This window comes from Gramella sp. MT6 (assembly GCF_019357415.1).
Taxonomy (GTDB): Bacteria; Bacteroidota; Bacteroidia; order Flavobacteriales; family Flavobacteriaceae; genus Christiangramia.
In genome coordinates this window covers 3,272,723-3,293,763 of the sequence record NZ_CP048410.1, presented here as the reverse complement: position 1 = coordinate 3,293,763, position 21,041 = coordinate 3,272,723, and the positions used below count along the sequence as shown (strand labels likewise).

Here is a 21,041-nt window from a genome sequence, read left to right as displayed (position 1 = left end):
TTTACGGATGGCGAAGTATCCAAGCCATAATTTTCTATTCCAAATTCTTTCCAGTTTTGGGTCACACCTTTGTTTTAATTTAAAAATGTAAATCATAAAAATATGAAACGGATAATTTTAATGACAGCGATTTTGGCAGGTATGTTCATTTCCTGTGATAATGACGACAGTCCCAATGTTGAAACACCTTCAGTAGTATTAAATACTTTTCAGCGTGAATTCCCTGATGCTACAGATGTAGAATGGGAAAAACTCCAGGAGGATTACGAAGTGGAATTCGAAGTTGATAATATAGACCACACAGCCATTCTTAGCAATGATGGGAATTTACTCAAATATAAATATGACATTTTAATATCTGATTTGCCAGGACCGATAACAGAAATCATCAACACAAAGTATGAGTCTAATGAAATAGACGATACTGAAATTTTGATAATTGACGGGGTCACTTATTATCAGGTAGAGTTTGAAAGAACGCTGAAGGATGAGCAGGCTGTTTATAATGTTTCCGGAGAGGTGAATCCTGATATAGAATATTTGGATTAATTATAAAATGAAATCATGAATAAGTCAGCTGTATTGATCGTACTGGGAGTTGTTGTTTTTGCGGGTGGATTGATTTTTTCATTTGATCGTAAAGCAACACTTTCCAAAGAAAAAAAATACGAGTATAAAATTGAGTCTAAATGGGAACTTCCCAAAATTCTAGATGAAGTTTCCGGAATAGAATGGCTGGATCAAAATAGAATTGCATGTGTCCAGGATGAAGACGGGATCGTCTTTATCTATAATCTTGAAACTTCTGAAATTGAAAAGAGAATAGATTTTGCCGATGCCGGCGATTATGAAGGTCTTGCCATCAATGGAAACACCGCTTACGTGGTGCGCAATGACGGAACTATTTTTGAAATCTCAAATTTTGATAGCGAGGATCCAAAGACCTTCAAATTTGAAACTTTTTTAACGGAAGCCCATAATGTGGAAGGACTCTGCCTAGATAAATCAAATAACCGCCTAATGCTGGCTATTAAGGATAAGGAAAACGATAGCGAAGAATACAAGGGGGTATATGCATTTAATCTAAAAAATAAAGAACTGGCTAAAACGCCCGTTTTTAAGTTAAATATGAAAGACAAGCTTCTGAATAATTCCGAAAAGAAAATGAGTAAAAAATTCCGCCCTTCAGAAATTGAAATCCATCCTGAAACTGGTGAAATCTATCTTCTGGATGCCAAAGATCCCAGGTTGCTCATTATGGATGCAGGCGGAAAATTTAAAAGTGTGTATGCCTTAAGTAAAGATGAATTTAATCAGCCGGAAGGTCTCACTTTTAAACCAGAAGGCAGCCTCTATATTTCGAATGAAGCTGGGAGCGACCCTGCGAATATTTTAGAAATTGAATTGAAAAATAAATAGAATATGAATACTACCTCCCTGGAAACTGCTTCGGTAGAAAAAAGCAAAACTCCACTTTACATTTCAATTTCTATTGTGATCCTGATTATTGGTTCTTATTTCTTTATACCCAACGTTCAAGAATTTCTAAATGAAAGCTGGAATGTGCTCACCAGTAATGATAACCAAAAAATCCAGAATTGGGTGGATGGATTTGGCTGGTTTGGGCCACTTCTGCTTGTTGTTTGTATGGTCGCGCAAATGTTTCTACTGGTGATTCCATCCATAGCCCTGATGGTGGTTTCGATTTTGGCCTATGGTCCTGTTTGGGGAAGTTTTATATTGTTGGTGTCTATTTTTACCGCTTCTTCTATCGGATACTGGATAGGCCGTTATTTTGGGCCGGTGATTGTACAAAAGCTGATAGGACAAAAATCAGAAAGGAAAATTGCCGGTTTTCTCCAAGATTACGGGTTTTGGGCAGTGATTGTTACAAGGCTTAACCCATTCCTGTCAAATGACGCGATTAGTTTTGTTGGGGGGATATTAAAAATGGGATATTGGCGTTTTATTGGCGCCACTTTGGTTGGGATTGCTCCGCTAACAGTTTTTATTGCGATAATTGGCGAAAGCACCGATGCTTTAAAAAGCGGATTATTGTGGGGTTCCCTGGTAAGTCTGGTAATTTTTGGAGTCTATGTTTACTGGGATAAGAAAAAGAAGAAGAAATAAAAGGATTTTTAGTTCTAAAATGAATGCCTTTAAACAGGAAAGTATCATTTCCATTTAATTCTTCCCCACCTTGTAGGTAACTGGTATAAAATATAGTCTCAGAACTTTAGATTTTACTCAGGTATACCTCCATAGGTGCTTCCATAAAAAGTATTTTTTGAATTTCAAGAGTTTCAAATTTAATAGAAGTGGTCTCCGATAATCCTAATGCATTTCTCTTATCCAAAATTTGATCCCCGATTTTAGCCATGCTCTCAAAGAAAAAAATATATACGCCATTTCAATCTTTTTTTTAGATATATTTCTTTATGGTTCTTTTATCGAAATTAGCCATGTGCAAACAAGCGTCCTGGTATATTCAAACGCCTTCATCATATCTATTAAGTAAAAAAATTTGTTGAAATTCATCTTGCGTCGAACTATCCGATATTATTGTTATACGGTCGTAGCGAAGCTCTACACTTATTTTATTCGAAATTTTCCGGTCTCTAAGTTTTACTGGATGAATTTCATAATTTTTAATAAACTTTATTATTTGAAAAAGATTAATTATGATCTGCCTTTTAATCTAACTTCAATTTTCTTTTTTTTAACAGTTAGCCTTTTCATTAAATCCATTAATTTGGGATCGCTGTTTTCTTTGTAAATTTCATTTATTCCCAAAATTAGTTCCTTTGCTTCACGGGAAGCAGCAACACGGTCGCTCATCGACATATTACTCATTTTTTTCCTTTCGAATTTATTCGCTTTATTAATTATGTCCATTAGATATTTTACTTTTTTCTAAATTAACGCTGGAACTTGACCGAATTCCAAAATAGGTTTAACGAAACACACTCGTTTTTTTCTTTATATTAAAAAAAAACTTAGGTGTTACATTATCCGTTTTTAATAGTGCTTTTTATTGATATACTTGCTCTAAGCATCCAGGCCATTTCTTCATGTTCCATCATTAATCCGGTAAGGAAATCGGCTGTACCTGCATCATTGTGTTTTTCTTCTATCTCAGAAATTATCCCCCTAACGAATTGAATAATAGTGTAATGATCTTTTAAGAGTGTCTTAATATAATCCTGGCTAGAATTGCCATTTATAGAGTTTTCGTTTAAATGAGTCAAGTCCAGAAACTGCTGTAAAGTGGCAGGAGCGTAAGATCCGATTTTACGGATTCGTTCAGCAACACCATCGATGGTTTTCTTGATGCTGTTATAATGCTCTTCGAAAAACAAATGTTTCGTATGGAAGTCGTGTCCTTCAAGGTTCCAATGTGCACCTAGAGTTTTTGTGTAAAGCACGAATTCATCAGCCAAAAGTACGCTCAGTATTTCTGCTACTATTTCTCTATTTTCTTTTGTAATTCCAATATTTGTATTCATTTAATTTATTATTTATACTATTCGAATAATTAAGCCGTTTGCTCAATTATCTTTTTTATTAATTAATCTTTCTTTAACGCTCAACATTCCATAACCTTACTTCCTAGGCTATTTTGTTGAGTAAAGTGAACCTATCTTTCGCCTTTTGAAAAAAATTATATTTTAACCTGCGATATTTATCCAGATGATAGAGGTAACTTCGTCTATAGTTCTCGTGTTCAACGACAAAATCCATATCACATTGAGCATCTTCACATTCTAAAATACTTTCTCTTGAATCCTTATATTTTAGAAGCGCATTTAATAAAGTTTCGCTTTCTATATATTTTTTTTGAAGTTTCTGGAGCAGTCCTTCATCATCAAAATCTTTGTCTAAATCTTTGTTGCAAATCCCTATAAGATTGATCATTTCCTTTTTTACATATTTTAAATGACCAATCCAGTAGTCCAGTTCTATAGTGTTTAATTTATGCGTCACCTCAATTTCTGTATCATATTGATATATTTCTGGTTCTAAATTTTTCATTATTTAAATTTTTATAGAAATTTTTTTTTCGCTTTTTTCTTGTTTTACATCAGTAATTTTTAGTTTCTGACTGCCCGAAGGAAAGTTATATTCCATAATATCTCCTTTAGAATGACCAAAAAGAGCAGCTCCCAATTGAGTAAGAACGGATATTTTTCCTTTCTTTCTGTCCTGTTGGGATGGAATCACAAGTTCTAAGTTTTTTTTACACGCTTTTTCAGAGGATATTCTGATTTTGCTATTAAACCGAATTACATCATCTGGCATATCGGTTTCATCTACTATTTGAGCATTTTTTAATTCATTGATTAACAGCTGCAACGATTTCTGAGTTTCAAAATCTTCAACATATCCTGAAATATTGAGTATACGCTTTAAATACACATACTCTTTTTTTTCTATTATTAAACTACCATACTTCATTATATAAATTATTATTGTTATTTAATTTAAGGGAAAACCCCAAATTGTAATTAAGCTTTTTAAATTTCGTGACATCACATCCACAGTTTTTTAGATTTCTATAATTAACCAACTCAGCTTTATTTCTTCATTGGAATTTTTCCCTTAGAAGTTACAGGAGTGAGATTAAATACATATTGTTATTTTAAAATGGATTTTTAAGTAAACCTCTATTTCTGAGGTGACGTTTATTTGCTAGCCTAAAAGGACTATTACGTACAGTAGAAAAACTAAGTTTGGTTTGCTTTTCATTTTTTCCTGTAAGAAACGTGGTTAAATCGTGTAAAATCATTTTTATTATATTATTGTTTTAATAGAATTATTTAATGTTATTGAATCAAAACCCTTGATGAATTAATTGAAGAAGTTGGATCCCGGATATTTTCCTCATATTCACTACAGGACCATACCTTGCTTTTCTGAGAGGTAAGTACACAGGAATTCTTATGAATACAGGTAGGGCATATATTGAAGTGATTGGATTTCATAGTATACATTAATTTTATATACTAAAGACAATCCATATGCCACTTAGAGAGAGCTCTGAGCTATATAGTTAAAGAAGCTGAAAAAACCTTGTTATACAAAGCTTCGTGTTTTATTAATAGATTTTAGAGAGAATTATAGGGTGGGACTAATTTACCCGGAAGGGTAAATAGGTATCATTGAAAATAGACTTAACCTGAAAGTTTTTGCCTGATGGTTTTTCTATCAATTCCTAAAATTTCGGCTGCTTTTGTTTTATTATTATTGGTTGCATTCAAAACTTTTTGGATATATCGTTTTTCCATTTCTTTTAAAGGATGAAGTTCCTGCTCAGGGAAGTCTATATTGTATTTTAAAGAATCAGGAAGATGTTCGACCGTTACAATTTTATCGCACATAATAACAGCTCGCTGAATCACATTTTCCAGTTCACGTATATTACCTGGCCAATCATATCGAAACAAAATAGCTGAAGCTTCCGGATCTATTTTTATAAAGCGGTCTTTATATTCCACACCATATTTAAAAAGAAATTTTTCAGTTAATAAAGGAATATCATCTTTACGTTCCCGCAAAGGTGCTACCTCAATTTCCACTACAGTCAAACGATAATAAAGGTCTTCTCTAAAACTACCTTTTTTAATTAACTCCTTCAGGTTACTATTGGTTGCTGCAATGATGCGCAAATCTATTTTTTCTGCTTTCTGAGCTCCTACCTTAACAACTTCTTTTTCTTGTAGTACTCGTAGTAAACGGGATTGAACGGTAGTGGATGCGTTTCCTATTTCATCGAGAAAAATCGTACCCCCTTTAGCCGCCTGGAAGAATCCATCCCGGTTCTTTTCTGCTCCTGTAAAGGCACCTTTAGTATAACCAAATAATTCCGCTTCCAATAAGTTTTCCGGAATACCGCCGCAGTTGACTGCAATAAATGGTGCTCTGGAAAATTTCCCTTGATAATGTATAGCACGTGCTACAAGTTCTTTCCCCGTTCCACTCTCGCCCTTAATGAATATGGTTGCTTTGTTATCTTTTACCCGCTCAATAATCTGGATAATATCATTTATCTTTTCTGAGTTTCCAATAATTTCACCATAGGCTTTGTCAGTTTTGATTTCCGAATTTAATCTAGTACCATTAGTCTCATTATTAATTCCTAAAGATTTATCGACCGCTTGTTTTAACTCATTTTTTGTAAAAGGCTTGGTTAAATAATCTACCACGCCAGACTTAATGGCAACCAATGAATCCTGAAGTGATGGATAGCCAGTCACCACTAGTTTGGGCAAGTGTGGATAATGTTCTGATACAAATTTGATAAGCTCCATACCGTCTATTTCGGGCATTTTAAGATCGGTAATCAGTAAGTCAATCTGTGTATCGCGCAATATTTGAACAGCTTCTTTAACCGATACTGCTTTGTAGGTATGATAACTCCATGAGTGCAAATGACGCTGCAATAATTCAAGGATTTGGATGTCATCATCTACAATTAATATATTTTCTTTTTTAAATTTCATGGAGTGATTCAAATTATTAAGATTTAGGCAAAGTTACCGTGAAAGTGGCACCTTTACTTTTATTGTTTTCTACAGCAATAAGCCCTTTATGACTGGATATAATTCCATGCACGACACTTAAACCCAGCCCGGAACCATCACCGGTAGGTTTTGTAGTAAAAAATGGTTGGAAAACTTTTTCCAATGCTTCTTCGGATAAACCAGGTCCTTCGTCAGAAATTTTTAAAATGATATGATTTTTAGTTTGCGAAGCCTCAATGGTCACCAGGCCATCTTTAGGTGAGAAATAGATTGCGTTGATTATTAAATTAAAAATGATTTGGGTAAGCTGTATGGTGTCTGCCCGCAGAATAAGTTTATCATCGTCTAATTTCACAATGTATTTTACACCCGCCTTTTTAAACGATGCATCTAATAATGAAAGCGAGTTTTTTATGCTGGGAACCAAGTTTACCATTTGCATTTCCTGAGGCATTTCGCACGCAAAAAACATTAATTTTTTTACCACCTCACGAGAAAAAATGGCATTTTCAATGATTTTATCTAGATCTTGTAAAATATGTTTATCCTCATGAAATTCATCTTTTAATAATTCAGCAAAACCGAGTATATTCGCCAGAGGAGTATTGAGTTCGTGTGCTATGCCCGCGGTAATTTCGCCTAATATTCCTAAGCGGTCAACACGTTCCATCTGTCGTTTTAAGGAAGCTTCATTTTGCTGAATTTCTATCCGTTCTAAGAGGTTTCCAATTTTTAAAGCAACATTATCCAGGAGTTGCTTTTCCTCTATTAAGAATGAAGTTTCTCCATTTAAATATGCGATAATGCAACCCTTCTGTTCATTGAAAACCTGAATTTCAGAAGTCAATTGAAAGGTGTCGTTTATTTGCTTTGCTTCGACTGAACAAATAGGAGTTTCAATGGCTATTTCAGTTTGATCAGGATATTGAAATCCTTTTTTTAGGCTCAGGGCTATTGCATTAAAACTTTCATGCAACTGACTAACCTCTGTATTTCCAATTATAGAAGATACTTCGTATAAACAGGTAAGTTCTTTAATTCGTTCTTCGAGCTCTTTTCCCGTATTTTTCATTTACATTATCAATAATTTTAAAGATACTATACACTCAAAATCTTTAAAACGGTTTTTCTGCAAATAAAGGTAATGTCTTTAAGTCTTTTAATTAAATTCCTCAAGCAAAACTCTATAATTTTTATTGAAAAACTTATCCTGATCAAAACTAAATATTAGGTTTCTTTTTTTAATCACTTTGGGGTTAGGTATATTTAATGTTTTCAAAAATTAGCTTATTAAAGTCCGTGAACAGTTTATTTTGATTTCAGTAATCGTTGTTATTAGCATTATAAGCATCACTATATTCTGGCAACCAGTTATATGGCTTTTTCTATTGGTTGTTCCAATAATATTAATGGGGGTATTTGATATTTTTCAAAAGTCTCATACTATACGTAGAAACTACCCTGTGATTGGTCGTTTTAGATATATGTTAGAGTCAATCAGACCTGAGATAATGCAGTATTTTGTTGAAACCGGCACTGAGGGAAGACCACTCAATCGTATTTTGCGTTCATTGGTATATAGGAGGGCAAAAGGGGAGAATGATACGGAGCCATTTGGTACTCTAATGGACATTTATCATTCTGGATATGAATGGATGGAACATTCTATGTATGCAAAAAATAATCCTAAGAATATTGGTGAATTTCCAAGGTTAAAAATTGGAGGTAAAGATTGTAAACAAACGTATTTCTCAAGTTTATTAAATATTTCGGCGATGAGTTTTGGTTCTTCAAGTAAGAATGCAGTTTTGGCAATGAATAAAGGAGCTAAAATGGGCAATTTTGCCCAAAATACCGGTGAAGGTGGTATTAGTGACTATCATTTAGAACACGGTGGGGACCTTATATGGCAAATTGGGACTGGATATTTTGGTTGCCGAAAAGAAGATGGAAGTTTCAATGAGGAAACCTTCAGGGAAAATGCCCTTAGGCCTCAGGTGAAAATGATAGAAATAAAATTGTCTCAAGGAGCCAAGCCTGGTCATGGAGGTATATTACCAGCTGTGAAAAATACAGAAGAAATTGCGAGAATAAGACACATTAAACCTGGAATTGCGGTACATTCTCCTCCATCTCACTCTGTTTTTTCCGATCCTATTCAGTTTATGCATTTTATTAAAAAGCTGCGGAACCTTTCAGAGGGAAAACCTATAGGTTTTAAACTGTGTTTGGGGCGTAAACAAGAATTTATGGACTTCTGTGAAGCAATGCTGTTTACGAATATAAAACCTGATTTCATTACTGTAGATGGGGGAGAAGGTGGTACTGGTGCTGCACCTGTAGAATTTTCAAACTCTATGGGAATGCCCCTGCTCGAAGGTCTCATTTTTGTACACGATAGCCTGGTGGGTTTTGGATTAAGAAAAGAAATTAAAGTGATAGTGGCCGGAAAAATTATAACAGGATTTCATATGGCCAGAGCTATTGCACTGGGTGCAGATGGGTGTAATAGCGCTCGTGCAATGATGCTTTCTGTAGGTTGTATTCAGGCTTTACAATGTAACAATAATACCTGTCCCGTGGGGGTGACCACTCAAAATAAGGCCTTAGTTAAGGGATTGGTGGTAGATGATAAAGCGCCAAGGGTTAAAAGATATCATGAAGCTACAATTCATAGCTTTTTAGAATTAATTGCGGCAGCGGGGCTCAATGGTCCGGAAGAATTAAATCGTAGCCATATTAGCAAAAGGGTAGGGATGTATAATGTACAGACCTATGACGAAATATACCCCTATACAGAGAAAGATGTCTGGTTAATATAGATACAGTGCCTAAAAATTATACAAAGTTTTTTCAACATACAAGATTGATGAAATAAAGGATTGTTTTAGATTAGAATCTGTTTGTCTTAACTAAAAGGTTTATAAGTAAGCTTACGCACTCAATAGGTGGTAATCCGAGGATCTTAAGACATATGAAATCTTTTAATATATGAATACTGTTATCTGGTCGTAACGAGGCTTTACATTCATTTTATTGGGGATTATCCAAATCTGTAAGAACTTTACAGGTTTATCCGGATTGTTGTTTGATTCAGAATGCATTACGCCCGTTCTAGCACTCATCACCTTGATATCTCCTTCCTTGATAATGGTTTAATTCACCATATTATCCTGGTGTTTCAAATCACCCCCAACTGAATGGATACGATTTCCATATCTCTATACGGATGGCTGCCAAATCCCGTATCTTCTGAAACAGTATCGTCATTAAGAACGCGTACCACTCCAAAATTCATACGTTCCGGGTTATGGTATTTGGCAAAGCTGAAGCTGTGTTTTGAATATAACCATCCATGATTGGCATCTCCTCTAGCTATTTGCTTTATGATATATAGTTTTCATTTTCTGGTTTAAAGAGTTTGATATTCAATTATTTATATTTTCACTTAATGGGTTTGGTCTTTTAATGTCTAATCGATTCTAGGGTCTGGCATGGTCCATATTACGGGCCAGTATAGAATAGATCACAAGACTTAAAATTGGTAGAAAAAAAGAAATCACAATCCCTGAAAAATACAGTATCAGTAATATATTCAATCTTTTATCCTTGCTATAAACCTTTCCAGTACTGAAATTTTTGCCTTCAATCTGTATAACGCAATACACCATAATTTTATATGTCACAGCGTCCATACACAACACTGTTCCTTAGATTGCCGTCGGGTTTTCTTCGAATTGATTTTTCCCCATCCAATCTGTTTCAAACGGAAAAAGTGAAAGCCAAACCAGCAAATTCAGGTTGGCCCACAAAATTTTTTCATTTACCTTATTTACGGCTTGCAGTAAATGATGATGATTATTCCAATAAATTCCGAGATATATAAAGCTTAACACATAGGTAAGAAAAATGAGGAGTATGAGTTTTAAAGCATCAAAAGTATAACCGTCTGGCGCGCTCATGCCCAAAACCATAATGGTTATGATGATAGCAAGTACGCCATTGCTAAGGGCTTTCAATATACCTGTTTTCATCGAATGCGCCGTTTTTGGTTGCGGCACATAATCAACCTCGTCTCCAACTACTTTTGGAAAAGCATCCAAATCCTTATTTTCCTAATCTTTTTTGAATTTTTCAATAACCTCCTTATCAAAAATCACAAAATTTCAATGGATATTACGTTCCTCCTCAAAGAGAGTGCCCCCCCAAAAATATAAATGGTAGTTTCAGCCTCCATTTCAAAAGAACAAAGGCTACTATCTTTGGCTACGAGAATTTGTTTGAGATCGTAATTATATTCATCGGCTTTAATACTAACCTCTAAAATATACAAAGCACTTTCTCCATAAAGGTCTTTTTCTATATTGATTTGCTGTTTTTTGCTGCTTTTTCTTTCAATAAAATACAATTCACTATGTACAGGAGCAGGGGATGTTTTATTAAAAGCCTTGCCGGCTATTAATTTGAATTTTGCTCCTTGTTCTTTCCAATGTGGAACTTCTTTTTCTTTAATATGTGCTAAGCTGGTTCTGATTGTTCTAAATGTTTTGGCAATGCTACCCAAATCTGTAATCCGTGTAGCGACTTTTCTTTGCCCCGCAAATATTCTGGTGTTCTTTCCGAATGAACCACTCCTTTTCCTGCAGTCATCCAATTAACAGCTTCGGGTTTAATTTCAATATCGGAGCCCAGGCTATCTTTGTGCTGAATGGAGCCTTCAAATAAATAGGTGAGGGTAGATAATCCAATAGGTGGATGCGGCGCCACATCCAGATTGATTTCCTCGTCCATTTCCGCCGGTCCCATATGATCGATAAATGAGAATGGGCCAACAGACCTTTTTTGTCTAAAAGGAAATAATCTTCCCACCATAAAGTTCCCAATATCGGCGGCGTGTTCTTCTTTAATCAATTGGGTATTTGACATATCATGAATTTTAAATTTTAATAACTGGTTTTAGCATTGAATTTATGCCAATACGTCTTTTATGCTTTCATCTTTATTAAACCTACTTTTTGCATACGGACATAGCGGAATGATTTTCAAGTCATTTTTTCGGGCATATTCCACACCTTCCATAACTAGTTGTTTTGCCATGCCTTTCCCGCCAAACTTGTCTTCCACGCCGGTATGGTCAATGATAAACTTCTTCTTTCCTGCCCAGGTAAAGGTCATTTCGCCTGCATATTCATTATCTGCATAAATGATAAATCGACCTTTTTTACCATTGGCTTCGCGCTCTATTCTTGCCATAATTATTTATTTTTGATAGTTTTCTAAGCTGAATTTTAATTTTTCCTTGTCCCATTAATTTCTTTCTTATCTTTCATTACGATGGTTCGGTAAGGAAACGGTATTTCAATACCTTCTTTATCAAATCGTTTTTTGATACTTTCTAATACCGAAATTTTAAGTTCAAAACAGTCATCAAAAGTTTTTCCCCAAGCCCAGGCGCGTATAGTTATGGAAAAATCATTTAAGGAAAGGACGGCGGTTTTAACAATTGGGTGATCATCTTTTTTATCCAGTGCAGATCTATTGTCATAAATGAGCGGATGATTTTCACATTCTTCTTGCATAATTTTTTTTGCTAAATCAATATCACTGTCGTAGGAAATTCCAATTTCTATACGCTCACAACATTTGAGTTCGCCAAGATCATAATTGATCAGTTTTTCTTTATTGATGATCGAATTCGGGATTACGATCATCTTGTTTTCAAAGTTACGAATTACGGTATGGCGCAAAGTGATATCGGTTACGGTGCCCACCATGGTGTCCGTGACTTTTATAAGATCACCTACTCTAAACGGTTTAAAGGAAATTATAAAAACGCCCCCAACCAGGTTTGCCAAAGCCTCTTGGGAAGCTACACCAATCACGATTGCAACAACCCCTGCGCCTCCAAGTGCGGTTTGGGCAACACCACGAAGTGAGGGAAATGCGAGTAATCCAAATAAAATTCCAGTAAAATAGATAGTAAATACAGCCACATACCTTAGAAATTTAAAACTGGTAGGATCGTATTTGTTTTGTATTTTTTTATTGATACTTTTTTTAAACCACAAATTGGTTGAAGTAGCTGCAACAATAGTAAAGACCGCTAAAAAACCTAAATAGAGGACAAGTTTGAAATTTGATATTAAAGAATCATATTTTTCTTGCTCAACAAAAATGAAGCTTAAAGCTATAAGGCCAAGAACTAGCCATAATGTATTCAGCACACGTTTTACCAAATTTACCGGTGCTGTTTTCTCACCAGGAAAATTTTTATGTTCCTGCCTTACCAACCATTTATGAAATAAGTTAGTTAGAAGATGCAATATTACAACTGCAGCAATTATTATAGTTGCGTAGATAATATGCGGTTTATAAGCTTCAAGAAAATCTTCCATTTCTTATTTTTAAAATTTATATGTTTTTAAATACAAACTAGCTTTAGGTCAAAATAGCTGGGTTCTATAAAGCGAACATAACCAATAATCAATCTAAAGTCTGCACGCCGCCACCATTAACAAAAATCACTTGTCCGCTGGTCCAGCTGGAAATGGGCGCGGCAAAATATAATACCGCTCCGGCAATATCTTCGGGTTCGCCTAATCGTTTAATAGGTGTATGCTCCAACATTTTCCTTTCAATTTCTGGGGTGAGCACCGTACTAAGAGCGTGGGTCTTTACTGCTCCGGGTCCAATGGCGTTGATACGAATTTCAGCCGGGCCATAATCGAAGGCGAGGTTACGTGTCATGTGGTTAATTGCGGCTTTGGAAGAAGCGTAAGCACTAATCGCCGGACTCTTATTGATAGAAGCCATGGAGGACATGTTAATAATGCCACCATAACCGGCAATTTTCATATGTGGTGCCACCAATTGGCATAATCGCCACATACTAAAAACGTTCATTTCGTACACTTTTTTGAATTGCTCCACATTCATTTCAAACGGACTTTCTTTTCCGGCACCGCCGCCACCTACGTTATTTACCAGAATGTGAATCCCACTGAATTTGTCGATCGTTTTTTCGACCAAACTCACCAGTGCATCATCTTTAGTCACATCGCAATCTATGGCGATGGCTTTTCCACCTTCATCATTAATTTCTTTGGCAGTTTTTTTAGCGTCTTCCAGGTTATAATCTGAAACCACAACGTTAGCACCGTATGCGGCGAGTATTCTACAACTGGCTTTGCCAATTCCGTTTGCACCACCGGTTAAAATGGCAGTTTTACCTTGCAAGTCAAATAATTTTGAGGTATTCATATTCCTTTAATTTAAAGTTAATCTTATTTTTATTCAAAATATACCGCTTCAAAAACAGCTAAAGATGCTCTTTTGCCAACATTTAGCCTTAAGGTATCTTCATTGACGGTGTAATTATCTGCCGTTTGAAATACTTTAAGAAATTCAGTCTCATTTATATCAACATTTGGACAGACTTTTAGAGTAGCTGCCATTTGTGAAAAACGGATTCGATTTTCTTTTTCTATAGAATAGGTTCCATTAAAAGAATTACAGCCAGCAAAACCCTGAACTCTGTTTTCTTCAGTTTTAAGTCGGAAATAAACTTCTTTCTCCTGATTTTCGACCATTTTTACTGGTTGTCCTTCCAATTCTACTAATTTCCAGTGCTTTTCGGTAATCTGGGGTGTGTTTTTTATAAAAACTACCAAAGTTGCCCGCCGGCCAATATGTAGCCTTAATGTGTCTCCGGTAATTGTATAATTATCGGTAATTTCAAAGATTTTTAAAACCTTGGATTCATCAATATCTGTTTTTGGACAAGCCATTCGAGTAGTGGCGATTTTTGTAAAACGGATTTGGTTTCCGTGTTTTAGAGAATAAGTCCCCATCATATTATTACAACCTGAAAAACCGTTTAATTTCTTGTCTTCAGGGTTTAGCATAAAATAAACCGACTTATCTTGTTGAGGCACTTACCGTTTTTCCAGTTTTATAAGTGTCCATTTTTCTCCGACAATTGCGTTTTGATTTTTTTTGTTTGATTCGGTATTCTTTTTAGTTGAATTGCAGCCTAATGCGGTTATCATTAGAAGCACCAGTGCAAATATTTTATTTTTCATTCCAGTTGCTTTTTATAATATTTTATTTGTAATCATTTATTTTTTGAAGCAATTTTTCTTTATTCGGCTTTTTAATTTTAGGAGGTTTAGCAATTTTTATAGTGATAGTAAATTAAAAGGGTGTGGTTGTGATATGCTCAACATTTTTTATCTATTGGCTTAGTTTTTTAGGTTAAATTAGATTTTATAGTTCTTAAGCCAAGTCATGTCCCTTTTATCGAAAGATTAATATTTTATTTTTCTATAATTATTTATAATTCAGTTGGAAAAATTAAATGAGTTATCAATATCAAGATAGACTTTAGATATTGAAATGAGTTAAGAGATCCTCAAAATGAAGAAAAACAGTAACAGTTAATTATTTAAAAGCTATTTAAATAATTCTTAAGGAGTCTATTAATATTAGCCTTTCCTTCAGGATTAGTACTTTGAGATGCCCATGGTGGGGGAGGTAAATGATTCTTCTGACAATAGTCTACGAGCCATTTCGCACAATCATATCCCGTTGGTGTTTTTTCTCCTAAATCATAATCAAAACATATGGCACCGGGCAGTCCATTATTCTGAATCCAGTTTTTAAAATCAACATAATTTTTCACCCATACCACATTTACATTTCTGCCAATAGGACTGTAAGCCAACCAATCCATTCTTCGTTCCAGAGGGTTAATTCTATCATCTAACCACAAAAGTGTGATCGTCTCTTTATTTCCTGATAGTAGTTTTATATTTCCTTCTTCTGGTTTAGGAATTTGCTTTAAACTTTTTGTGCTTAAAAGATTCCAGAATTCAGATGACATCATTTTTTTTAAGATGGATAAATTCAATGCTTGTGGTATTAAATTGTATATGAAATTATTCAACCTGGATGGAATGGATTTAGGTTATTATATTCATACAATTGTATTTCTACAGATATTATAACTATAGAATAAATCTTTTAATCATTATCAATTTCAGTAAATTTTTGAAACCTGATTACTACGAAAATTAGTATGGCAAATAGAAATCCTAGAAATAAAATTGTTATTTGATTTTCTTCCCACAGTCTGCCATAAAATTCTTGATTAAAATAGAAAGATCTGAAGAAAATTATTGTGAGTACAATAATTAAGGTTTTAATAAATTTATTTTTCATAATTTTTAGGTTTAAAAACCAGACAGGCCTGATACTTTTGCTGAAATTTTAACTCCCTCTACATAGATGTATGAGAAGATTGTATCTGGACCTATCTGGATCAACTAAGACAAGTCATTATTTGATATTGAAAACTTTTCTATACTGTTTTTCAAATAATTGAATGCAGAATACTTTATATCTCTTAACTCACTTATGTGGTTTTCAATTTTTGACCGTAAGGATAGATGAGTAGTAAGATAAACATGGTCACATTGAACATCTTCGCATTCATTCATTTCCTCTAATTTTGGATGAAATGTTTCACATCCTTGAAGAATTGTACCATTTGTTTCTCTCAGATTGGAAAACTGTTCATGTATATATTTAGCGTCTGCCTGATTAATATTAATTTTTTTATTTAAAAAAGACTCAAAAATATTAAGGTAGAATTCAATCTCATGAGTTAGAAAATTTAATTCTAATTTCCATTGTTTTATTTCATGTTGAAGTCTAATAATTTCTATTTCCTCACTAGTGTGATGTTCTTGAATGTTTTTTATCATGATTCATTTTCATTAATTCAGGTTCAATTTGTTTTACATCTTTAATCTTAATGTGGCTCTCGCCCAGAGGAAATGTCCAGGTGATATGATCTCCCTTAGCATAACCGAAGAGAGCCAAGCCCATAGGGGCCAATACAGAAATTTTATCTTTTCTGATATCCCCTTTTTCTGGAGTGACGATTTGATATGTCTTCTCTACTTCATTAAGTGTTTCTATGGTAACAATTGAATTCAACCTAATGACATCTGCCGGCATCTTTTTATTAGTTACAATTCTTGCATCTTTTAGTTCCTCATTAAGTTTATATATTGACGCTTTATAAGAAGTGTCCTTATAATATTTTGCCAGCGACATGATTTGTTTTAAAAAATCATATTCTTTCTTTTCTATAATCAATTCTCCGTATTTCATTTCATTTCTCTTTAATTAATTATGATTAAGGGAAGATTCCTCTTTGAACATAAGCGGTCTCTACTCTGGATATAGCAAGTATAAAAGCTGCTGTTCTCCAATCCACTTTGCGTTTATTTACTTCAGCATTAATTTTGTGAAAATTTTCAGTAAGCTTTTTCTCAATTTTTGACATCACTTCGTCCAGTTGCCACAATTCACCATTTCTATTTTGTAGCCACTCAAAATAACTACCAATTACTCCTCCTGAATTACAAAAGATATCAGGGATAATAGTGATCCCTTTTTCAAGCAATATTTGTTCTCCTTCTTTATCTGTAGGACCATTAGCTCCCTCGGCAACTATCGAAGCTTTGATCTTAAATGCATTTTCTGCAGTTATTTGATTTCCTAGGGCAGCAGGGATGACAAAATCACAGTCCAATCCAAAGAAATCATTTGCCTGCATTTCATCTGCTCCGTCAAATCCTTTAATCGAACCCTTTCTGGGTTCGCAATGTTGTGCCAGGGCTTTAGTGTCTATTCCCTTAGCATTGTATAATGTGGCGTGAGCATCCTGCACTGCTATTAACTTAGCGCCATCTTGAGTTAAAAAGTGAGATGCCCAATATCCAACATTCCCAAAGCCCTGGACTATAAATTTTTTATCTTTTAATTCCTCATTTTTTGTTTTTAATAACAATTTGATACTTAGATAGACTCCAAATCCTGTAGCCCTATCTCTACCTTCCAGCCCTCCGGCACCAACCGGTTTTCCAGTGACGACATGTTGATTGTGTGATCTTTCTGAAGAAGAAATAGTAGACATATAAGTGTCTACGATCCATGCCATTGTCTGCGAATTAGTGTTTATATCGGGAGCAGGAATATCATGTTCGGGTCCTATGTTTTCACCTAAAGCATAAGTAAAACGTCTTGTTATACGTTCTAATTCTGAATCGGAATAATTTCGTGGATCGATTTTTATTCCGCCTTTAGCCCCACCAAACGGAAGACCAGCCAGGGAAGTTTTCCAGGTCATCCACATCGCCAATGCTTTGGCGGCATCAATATCTACCGTATCATGATAGCGTAAACCACCCTTATAAGGTCCCAAAGCATTGTTGTGCTGAACCCGGTATCCTGTAAAAATTTCTACCTTGCCATTGTCCATTTTTACCGGAAAATGCACGATAATTTCATTATTAGTTATCCCTAAGATCTTACGAATGTTAGGGTTTAGATGTATAATATCTGCCGTTTTATTGAATTGGTTCATTACGGTCTCATACATCGATTGTTTGATTACTTTTTTAGTGTTTATCATTTTATCTTATTCAAAGTGTTCACAATAAATTTTTCTATTCTCTTTCCAGGTACAGGTTTTACGATGATCGCAATTAAAACAGAGTCCCTTGAGTATTTCTTGGGTTAGACCATTATGATATTCTTTTTGGGAAAAGGTGGTTCGTGTTTTATCCTTAATCAAATTCATTTGGATTAGATTTAACTTCTTTGGTTACAGAAAGTCAAATGCTATGCCCGCTAATAAGAATAAATTGGTTGTAATAATGTAAAACCCTTGTATACAGTTGATTGAGTCAGTGTAAAAAATATTTTAGGAATTTTTTATCGAGGAGAAAAGACCCGGTAGGGGAGAAAAGTACCGGAGGACTTTGGCTTTAACTAAGTTTTTCCGGAGAGTTTTCCGTACAACTTAAAAAATCATAGTAGTTTTTGTCTACGTTAACATATTTTTTAAAATATGTTCTTTTTCAACACGCTGCAAAAGTTTTGAAATGAAAGCGAAGTAAATAAAAATTTAATCACTCATTATAACTGCTTTCATTTTCCATTTATCTCATATTGAAGGAATTTCGGATTAATACCTTCATTTATTTTCCACAAATTCGGGACAATCTAATCGAATATCAGTATTGAGTAATTCTTTATTCAACAAATTACAATGATCTTTATTTTCTTTTCTTTTATAAAACTTACATGCATAACAAGTACGTTGAACCGTTAGGATGCCGTTTTTGTTGAGTTGATAGATTAATTTGCTTAAGGTATCAAATAAACTTTTTAAATCAGTTTGAGATATTTCCTTTAGTTCTTTGTTGGCCACTGGCTTGTCTATAAAATTTCTGTCAGATAAACTATTCCATATATCCATCCTAAATATAGAATTGTATATGTCAAAGAATATGAGATAGACGAAAATATGTCTCCGAAAGTTTTGTCTGATTTGCTAAAAACTAATTTTAGAGCTCTAAAAAATATCCAATAGAGCATCATGATAATTATAAATAAAGAGAACCAGAAAATTGCTTCTAATAAGATTAATAATACAATCATTGCGATTGTCATCAATATCCATAATACGATGGATAGGATTAATCCTGCAATTCCATCTCCCACATCTGCATCTGGTGTTTCTATCGTTCCTGGATGAGTACTTCCAATAAGATCTTCTTTTTTAAAACTTCTGTATTTTGGAAAATTATCTTCTATTCCAACTCCTTTGTATAGTCCGTATGTCATGAATAGAAATAGAATTACACCTATTATGGAGAGTGATAAATATAAATTAGATGTTATTTCTCTGTTGTAATTTACTCCAGTCAGCCAAACCGTTAAGAATGTTGCTAGAATTACAATCATTGAAACTATAAAGACGGTTTTTCCTTTTAAGTAGTTTTTCTTCTTAGTTAATTTCATTTTCTTGCTTGTGGCCAACGGTTTACGGTTATCACAAGTTGCGGGAGTAGGGACCCGGGCTTGTCGGATTAACCATTAGTTTGTTGGTTTCTAAAATTACAATTTTTCGATTAAACCCGTAATTTGAGATGAACCGCTGTTGGCGGTTCGTTTTTTATTCTTTTCGTTTGTAATGCAGTTGTGCTAATCCTGTTTCAAATGTTTTTGCTTTTACAAATTCTAGTGACTGTTCGGGTCGTTCGTCTTTAAATAATCTTGTACCATTACCTAACAAAACTGGAACGACAGAGATAATAAATTCATCAATCAAGTCATCTTTTAATAGTTCATTAATTACTTCTGCACCACCATCACAATAAATGTTTTTTCCGTTTTCAGATTTGAGTTGTTCTACCAAATCGGTCAATTTTCCTGTGTGAAAAGTTGTTCTACCAACACTTGGTCTAGGAGTTCTTGTTATCACATACACGTCCCTTTGTCCATTGTCGTAAAATGATGAACCAATTTCCTTAAGGACATAATCATAAGTTTTTCTACCAATAATTAAAGTGTCAATGGTATCCGTAAATTCTTTATAACCATAGTCTTCACCTTCTTTTTCTACGAGTTTTAAGAAACTCAAATCGTCATTAGGTTTTGCAATGTAGCCGTCTAAACTTGTGGCAATGAAAAGTGATATTTTTCGCATCTGTTTTAAATTTTTAATGTTTTGGCAAAATTAATTTTAGACAACCAATTGCGCTTTGTATAAATACGACATTTCAAGCTGTGATGGTGGAAGTCCTGTATTTCGCTTGATTTCATTATTAAGATGTGAATGGTCATAATAACCACACTCAAATGCAATATCTAAAAGACTGCGATTTTCACTTGAATTTTTGATTACGTTCAAAGCATTTTGAAAGCGAATAATGTTCGAATATTCCTTTGGTGACAGTCCAATGAACCTTTTAAAGTTTCGCTCCAATTGTCTTGTCGTTATGAAATGTCTTTTTGAAAGTTCATAAATACTCATTTGTCCGTTTGTTAAATGAATATCATCAATAACGTTTTGTAATTCATTGGCTTTGGTAATTAACCTTTCGGAATAAAAAAGGTCAAAATAATTAAATGGATTCTCTATTGTTTTATCAACATTAAATGAATTAGATTTTTCAAATTCAACGGTGTCGTTAGTCAGTTCATTTTGTGAAGTATAGCAATAAAAATTTGAAAAAGTTGCAGGTTTTAAACAAACACCTATTAGGTGCGTATCGTTCTCAATAAAACTGTCTTTAAATGAAGTCATTGCTCCTACAACATAAGTTTTCCCAAATTCCATTTTAGTCGATCCGTTGTCAGTCAAACAAGTGTCTCCCAAATTCATTACAATACCGGCACAGCCATCTGGAAAAACCCGTTCCCATTGTCTTTCAACTTCGTTTCCTTTCAGTTCCCAATAGAAATGAATATAGGGTTCTAATTCTTTGAAAGGTTTTACTTTTTTGTACTTCATTAGATTCTAAGGTGTCGTTAGGTAGAATGACCGCCAACGGTTTGCGGTTATCGCAAGTTGCGGGAGTAGGGACGCGGACTTGTCGGCTAACGCTTTAGTTTGTTAGGAATCTAATTTAATTCTTTTTTGTAAAACCCGGAATTTGAGAT

Annotated in this window: 24 protein-coding genes and 2 pseudogenes; 4 read left to right on the top strand and 22 right to left on the bottom strand. The window is 34.3% G+C overall.

The genetic code is table 11. From position 1 onward, the window contains the following. Positions 1–102 precede the first annotated feature (102 nt). The 3 genes from G3I01_RS14845 to G3I01_RS14835 are packed head-to-tail and all read left to right on the top strand — an operon-like array spanning position 103 to position 2,130. Positions 103–549, top strand: a complete 447-nt coding sequence (locus tag G3I01_RS14845; protein WP_219549095.1) for a hypothetical protein — start codon at positions 103–105, stop codon at positions 547–549. A 15-nt stretch (positions 550–564) separates the two neighbouring features. Next, positions 565–1,419, top strand: a complete 855-nt coding sequence (locus G3I01_RS14840; RefSeq protein ID WP_219549093.1) for an SdiA-regulated domain-containing protein — start codon at positions 565–567, stop codon at positions 1,417–1,419. 3 nt (positions 1,420–1,422) lie between these two features. Continuing rightward, positions 1,423–2,130 (top strand): TVP38/TMEM64 family protein, encoded by a 708-nt coding sequence (locus G3I01_RS14835; RefSeq protein ID WP_219549091.1) that lies wholly within the window; start codon positions 1,423–1,425, stop codon positions 2,128–2,130. A gap of 549 nt (positions 2,131–2,679) precedes the next feature. Here G3I01_RS14835 and G3I01_RS14830 read toward each other — a convergent pair. From G3I01_RS14830 to G3I01_RS14800, 7 genes are all read right to left on the bottom strand, one after another. After that, a complete protein-coding gene (locus G3I01_RS14830; protein WP_219549089.1) occupies positions 2,680–2,895 on the bottom strand; it encodes a hypothetical protein in 216 nt (71 codons plus the stop codon). Positions 2,896–3,008: 113 nt separating this feature from the next. After that, positions 3,009–3,506, bottom strand: coding sequence for a DNA starvation/stationary phase protection protein (locus G3I01_RS14825; protein WP_219549087.1), 498 nt, complete (start codon positions 3,504–3,506; stop codon positions 3,009–3,011). 103 nt (positions 3,507–3,609) lie between these two features. Beyond that, on the bottom strand, positions 3,610–4,032 hold the full coding sequence (locus G3I01_RS14820) for a hypothetical protein (RefSeq protein ID WP_219549085.1): 423 nt from the start codon (positions 4,030–4,032) through the stop codon (positions 3,610–3,612). 3 nt (positions 4,033–4,035) lie between these two features. Continuing rightward, positions 4,036–4,455, bottom strand: coding sequence for a GreA/GreB family elongation factor (locus G3I01_RS14815; protein ID WP_219549083.1), 420 nt, complete (start codon positions 4,453–4,455; stop codon positions 4,036–4,038). A 368-nt stretch (positions 4,456–4,823) separates the two neighbouring features. Then, complete coding sequence (locus G3I01_RS14810; RefSeq protein WP_219549081.1) at positions 4,824–4,982, bottom strand: hypothetical protein; 159 nt, start codon at positions 4,980–4,982, stop codon at positions 4,824–4,826. A gap of 189 nt (positions 4,983–5,171) precedes the next feature. Continuing rightward, on the bottom strand, positions 5,172–6,500 hold the full coding sequence (locus tag G3I01_RS14805; RefSeq protein WP_219549079.1) for a sigma-54 dependent transcriptional regulator: 1,329 nt from the start codon (positions 6,498–6,500) through the stop codon (positions 5,172–5,174). Positions 6,501–6,516: 16 nt separating this feature from the next. After that, a complete protein-coding gene (locus G3I01_RS14800; RefSeq protein ID WP_219549077.1) occupies positions 6,517–7,593 on the bottom strand; it encodes a HAMP domain-containing sensor histidine kinase in 1,077 nt (358 codons plus the stop codon). Between the two features lie 439 nt (positions 7,594–8,032). On the opposite strand from G3I01_RS14800, the gene G3I01_RS14795 reads away from it, so the two are divergent. After that, positions 8,033–9,343, top strand: a complete 1,311-nt coding sequence (locus G3I01_RS14795; RefSeq protein WP_257710643.1) for an FMN-binding glutamate synthase family protein — start codon at positions 8,033–8,035, stop codon at positions 9,341–9,343. 174 nt (positions 9,344–9,517) lie between these two features. Here the strand turns inward: G3I01_RS14795 and G3I01_RS14790 are convergent. The 15 genes and pseudogenes from G3I01_RS14790 to G3I01_RS14730 form a co-directional block, all read right to left on the bottom strand. Further along, a pseudogene (locus G3I01_RS14790) lies at positions 9,518–9,925 on the bottom strand (pirin family protein); the annotation flags it as partial. A 306-nt stretch (positions 9,926–10,231) separates the two neighbouring features. Further along, positions 10,232–10,483, bottom strand: coding sequence for a TMEM175 family protein (locus tag G3I01_RS17165; RefSeq protein ID WP_257710854.1), 252 nt, complete (start codon positions 10,481–10,483; stop codon positions 10,232–10,234). 84 nt (positions 10,484–10,567) lie between these two features. Then, positions 10,568–11,447, bottom strand: a pseudogene (locus G3I01_RS14785) (pirin family protein); the annotation flags it as partial. Between the two features lie 42 nt (positions 11,448–11,489). After that, entirely contained in the window at positions 11,490–11,774 is a 285-nt protein-coding gene (locus G3I01_RS14780) for a GNAT family N-acetyltransferase (RefSeq protein ID WP_219549075.1), read from the bottom strand. A 35-nt stretch (positions 11,775–11,809) separates the two neighbouring features. Further along, complete coding sequence (locus G3I01_RS14775; protein ID WP_219549074.1) at positions 11,810–12,916, bottom strand: mechanosensitive ion channel family protein; 1,107 nt, start codon at positions 12,914–12,916, stop codon at positions 11,810–11,812. An 88-nt stretch (positions 12,917–13,004) separates the two neighbouring features. Next, positions 13,005–13,781: a glucose 1-dehydrogenase gene (locus tag G3I01_RS14770; RefSeq protein WP_219549072.1), complete on the bottom strand. Its 777-nt coding sequence runs from the start codon at positions 13,779–13,781 to the stop codon at positions 13,005–13,007. A 29-nt stretch (positions 13,782–13,810) separates the two neighbouring features. Continuing rightward, positions 13,811–14,455: an META domain-containing protein gene (locus tag G3I01_RS14765; RefSeq protein WP_257710642.1), complete on the bottom strand. Its 645-nt coding sequence runs from the start codon at positions 14,453–14,455 to the stop codon at positions 13,811–13,813. Further along, positions 14,456–14,602: a hypothetical protein gene (locus G3I01_RS17160; protein WP_257710641.1), complete on the bottom strand. Its 147-nt coding sequence runs from the start codon at positions 14,600–14,602 to the stop codon at positions 14,456–14,458. A 362-nt stretch (positions 14,603–14,964) separates the two neighbouring features. Further along, the gene (locus tag G3I01_RS14760; RefSeq protein WP_257710640.1) at positions 14,965–15,405 is read right to left on the bottom strand and encodes a cyclic-phosphate processing receiver domain-containing protein; all 441 of its coding nucleotides are present in this window, start codon (positions 15,403–15,405) and stop codon (positions 14,965–14,967) included. Between the two features lie 439 nt (positions 15,406–15,844). Further along, positions 15,845–16,285, bottom strand: coding sequence for a hypothetical protein (locus tag G3I01_RS14755; protein WP_219549070.1), 441 nt, complete (start codon positions 16,283–16,285; stop codon positions 15,845–15,847). Next, positions 16,254–16,697 carry a GreA/GreB family elongation factor gene (locus G3I01_RS14750; protein WP_219549068.1) on the bottom strand — a complete coding sequence of 148 codons (444 nt, stop codon included), beginning with the start codon at positions 16,695–16,697 and terminating at the stop codon, positions 16,254–16,256. The genes G3I01_RS14755 and G3I01_RS14750 overlap by 32 nt, the downstream gene beginning before the upstream one ends. A gap of 25 nt (positions 16,698–16,722) precedes the next feature. Then, positions 16,723–18,003 (bottom strand): Glu/Leu/Phe/Val dehydrogenase, encoded by a 1,281-nt coding sequence (locus G3I01_RS14745; RefSeq protein WP_219549066.1) that lies wholly within the window; start codon positions 18,001–18,003, stop codon positions 16,723–16,725. 809 nt (positions 18,004–18,812) lie between these two features. Next, positions 18,813–19,397 (bottom strand): hypothetical protein, encoded by a 585-nt coding sequence (locus G3I01_RS14740; protein WP_219549063.1) that lies wholly within the window; start codon positions 19,395–19,397, stop codon positions 18,813–18,815. Between the two features lie 154 nt (positions 19,398–19,551). Continuing rightward, positions 19,552–20,085, bottom strand: coding sequence for a dihydrofolate reductase family protein (locus tag G3I01_RS14735; RefSeq protein WP_219549061.1), 534 nt, complete (start codon positions 20,083–20,085; stop codon positions 19,552–19,554). Positions 20,086–20,121: 36 nt separating this feature from the next. Next, positions 20,122–20,892, bottom strand: a complete 771-nt coding sequence (locus G3I01_RS14730) for a helix-turn-helix domain-containing protein (RefSeq protein ID WP_219549059.1) — start codon at positions 20,890–20,892, stop codon at positions 20,122–20,124. Positions 20,893–21,041: the final 149 nt, after the last annotated feature.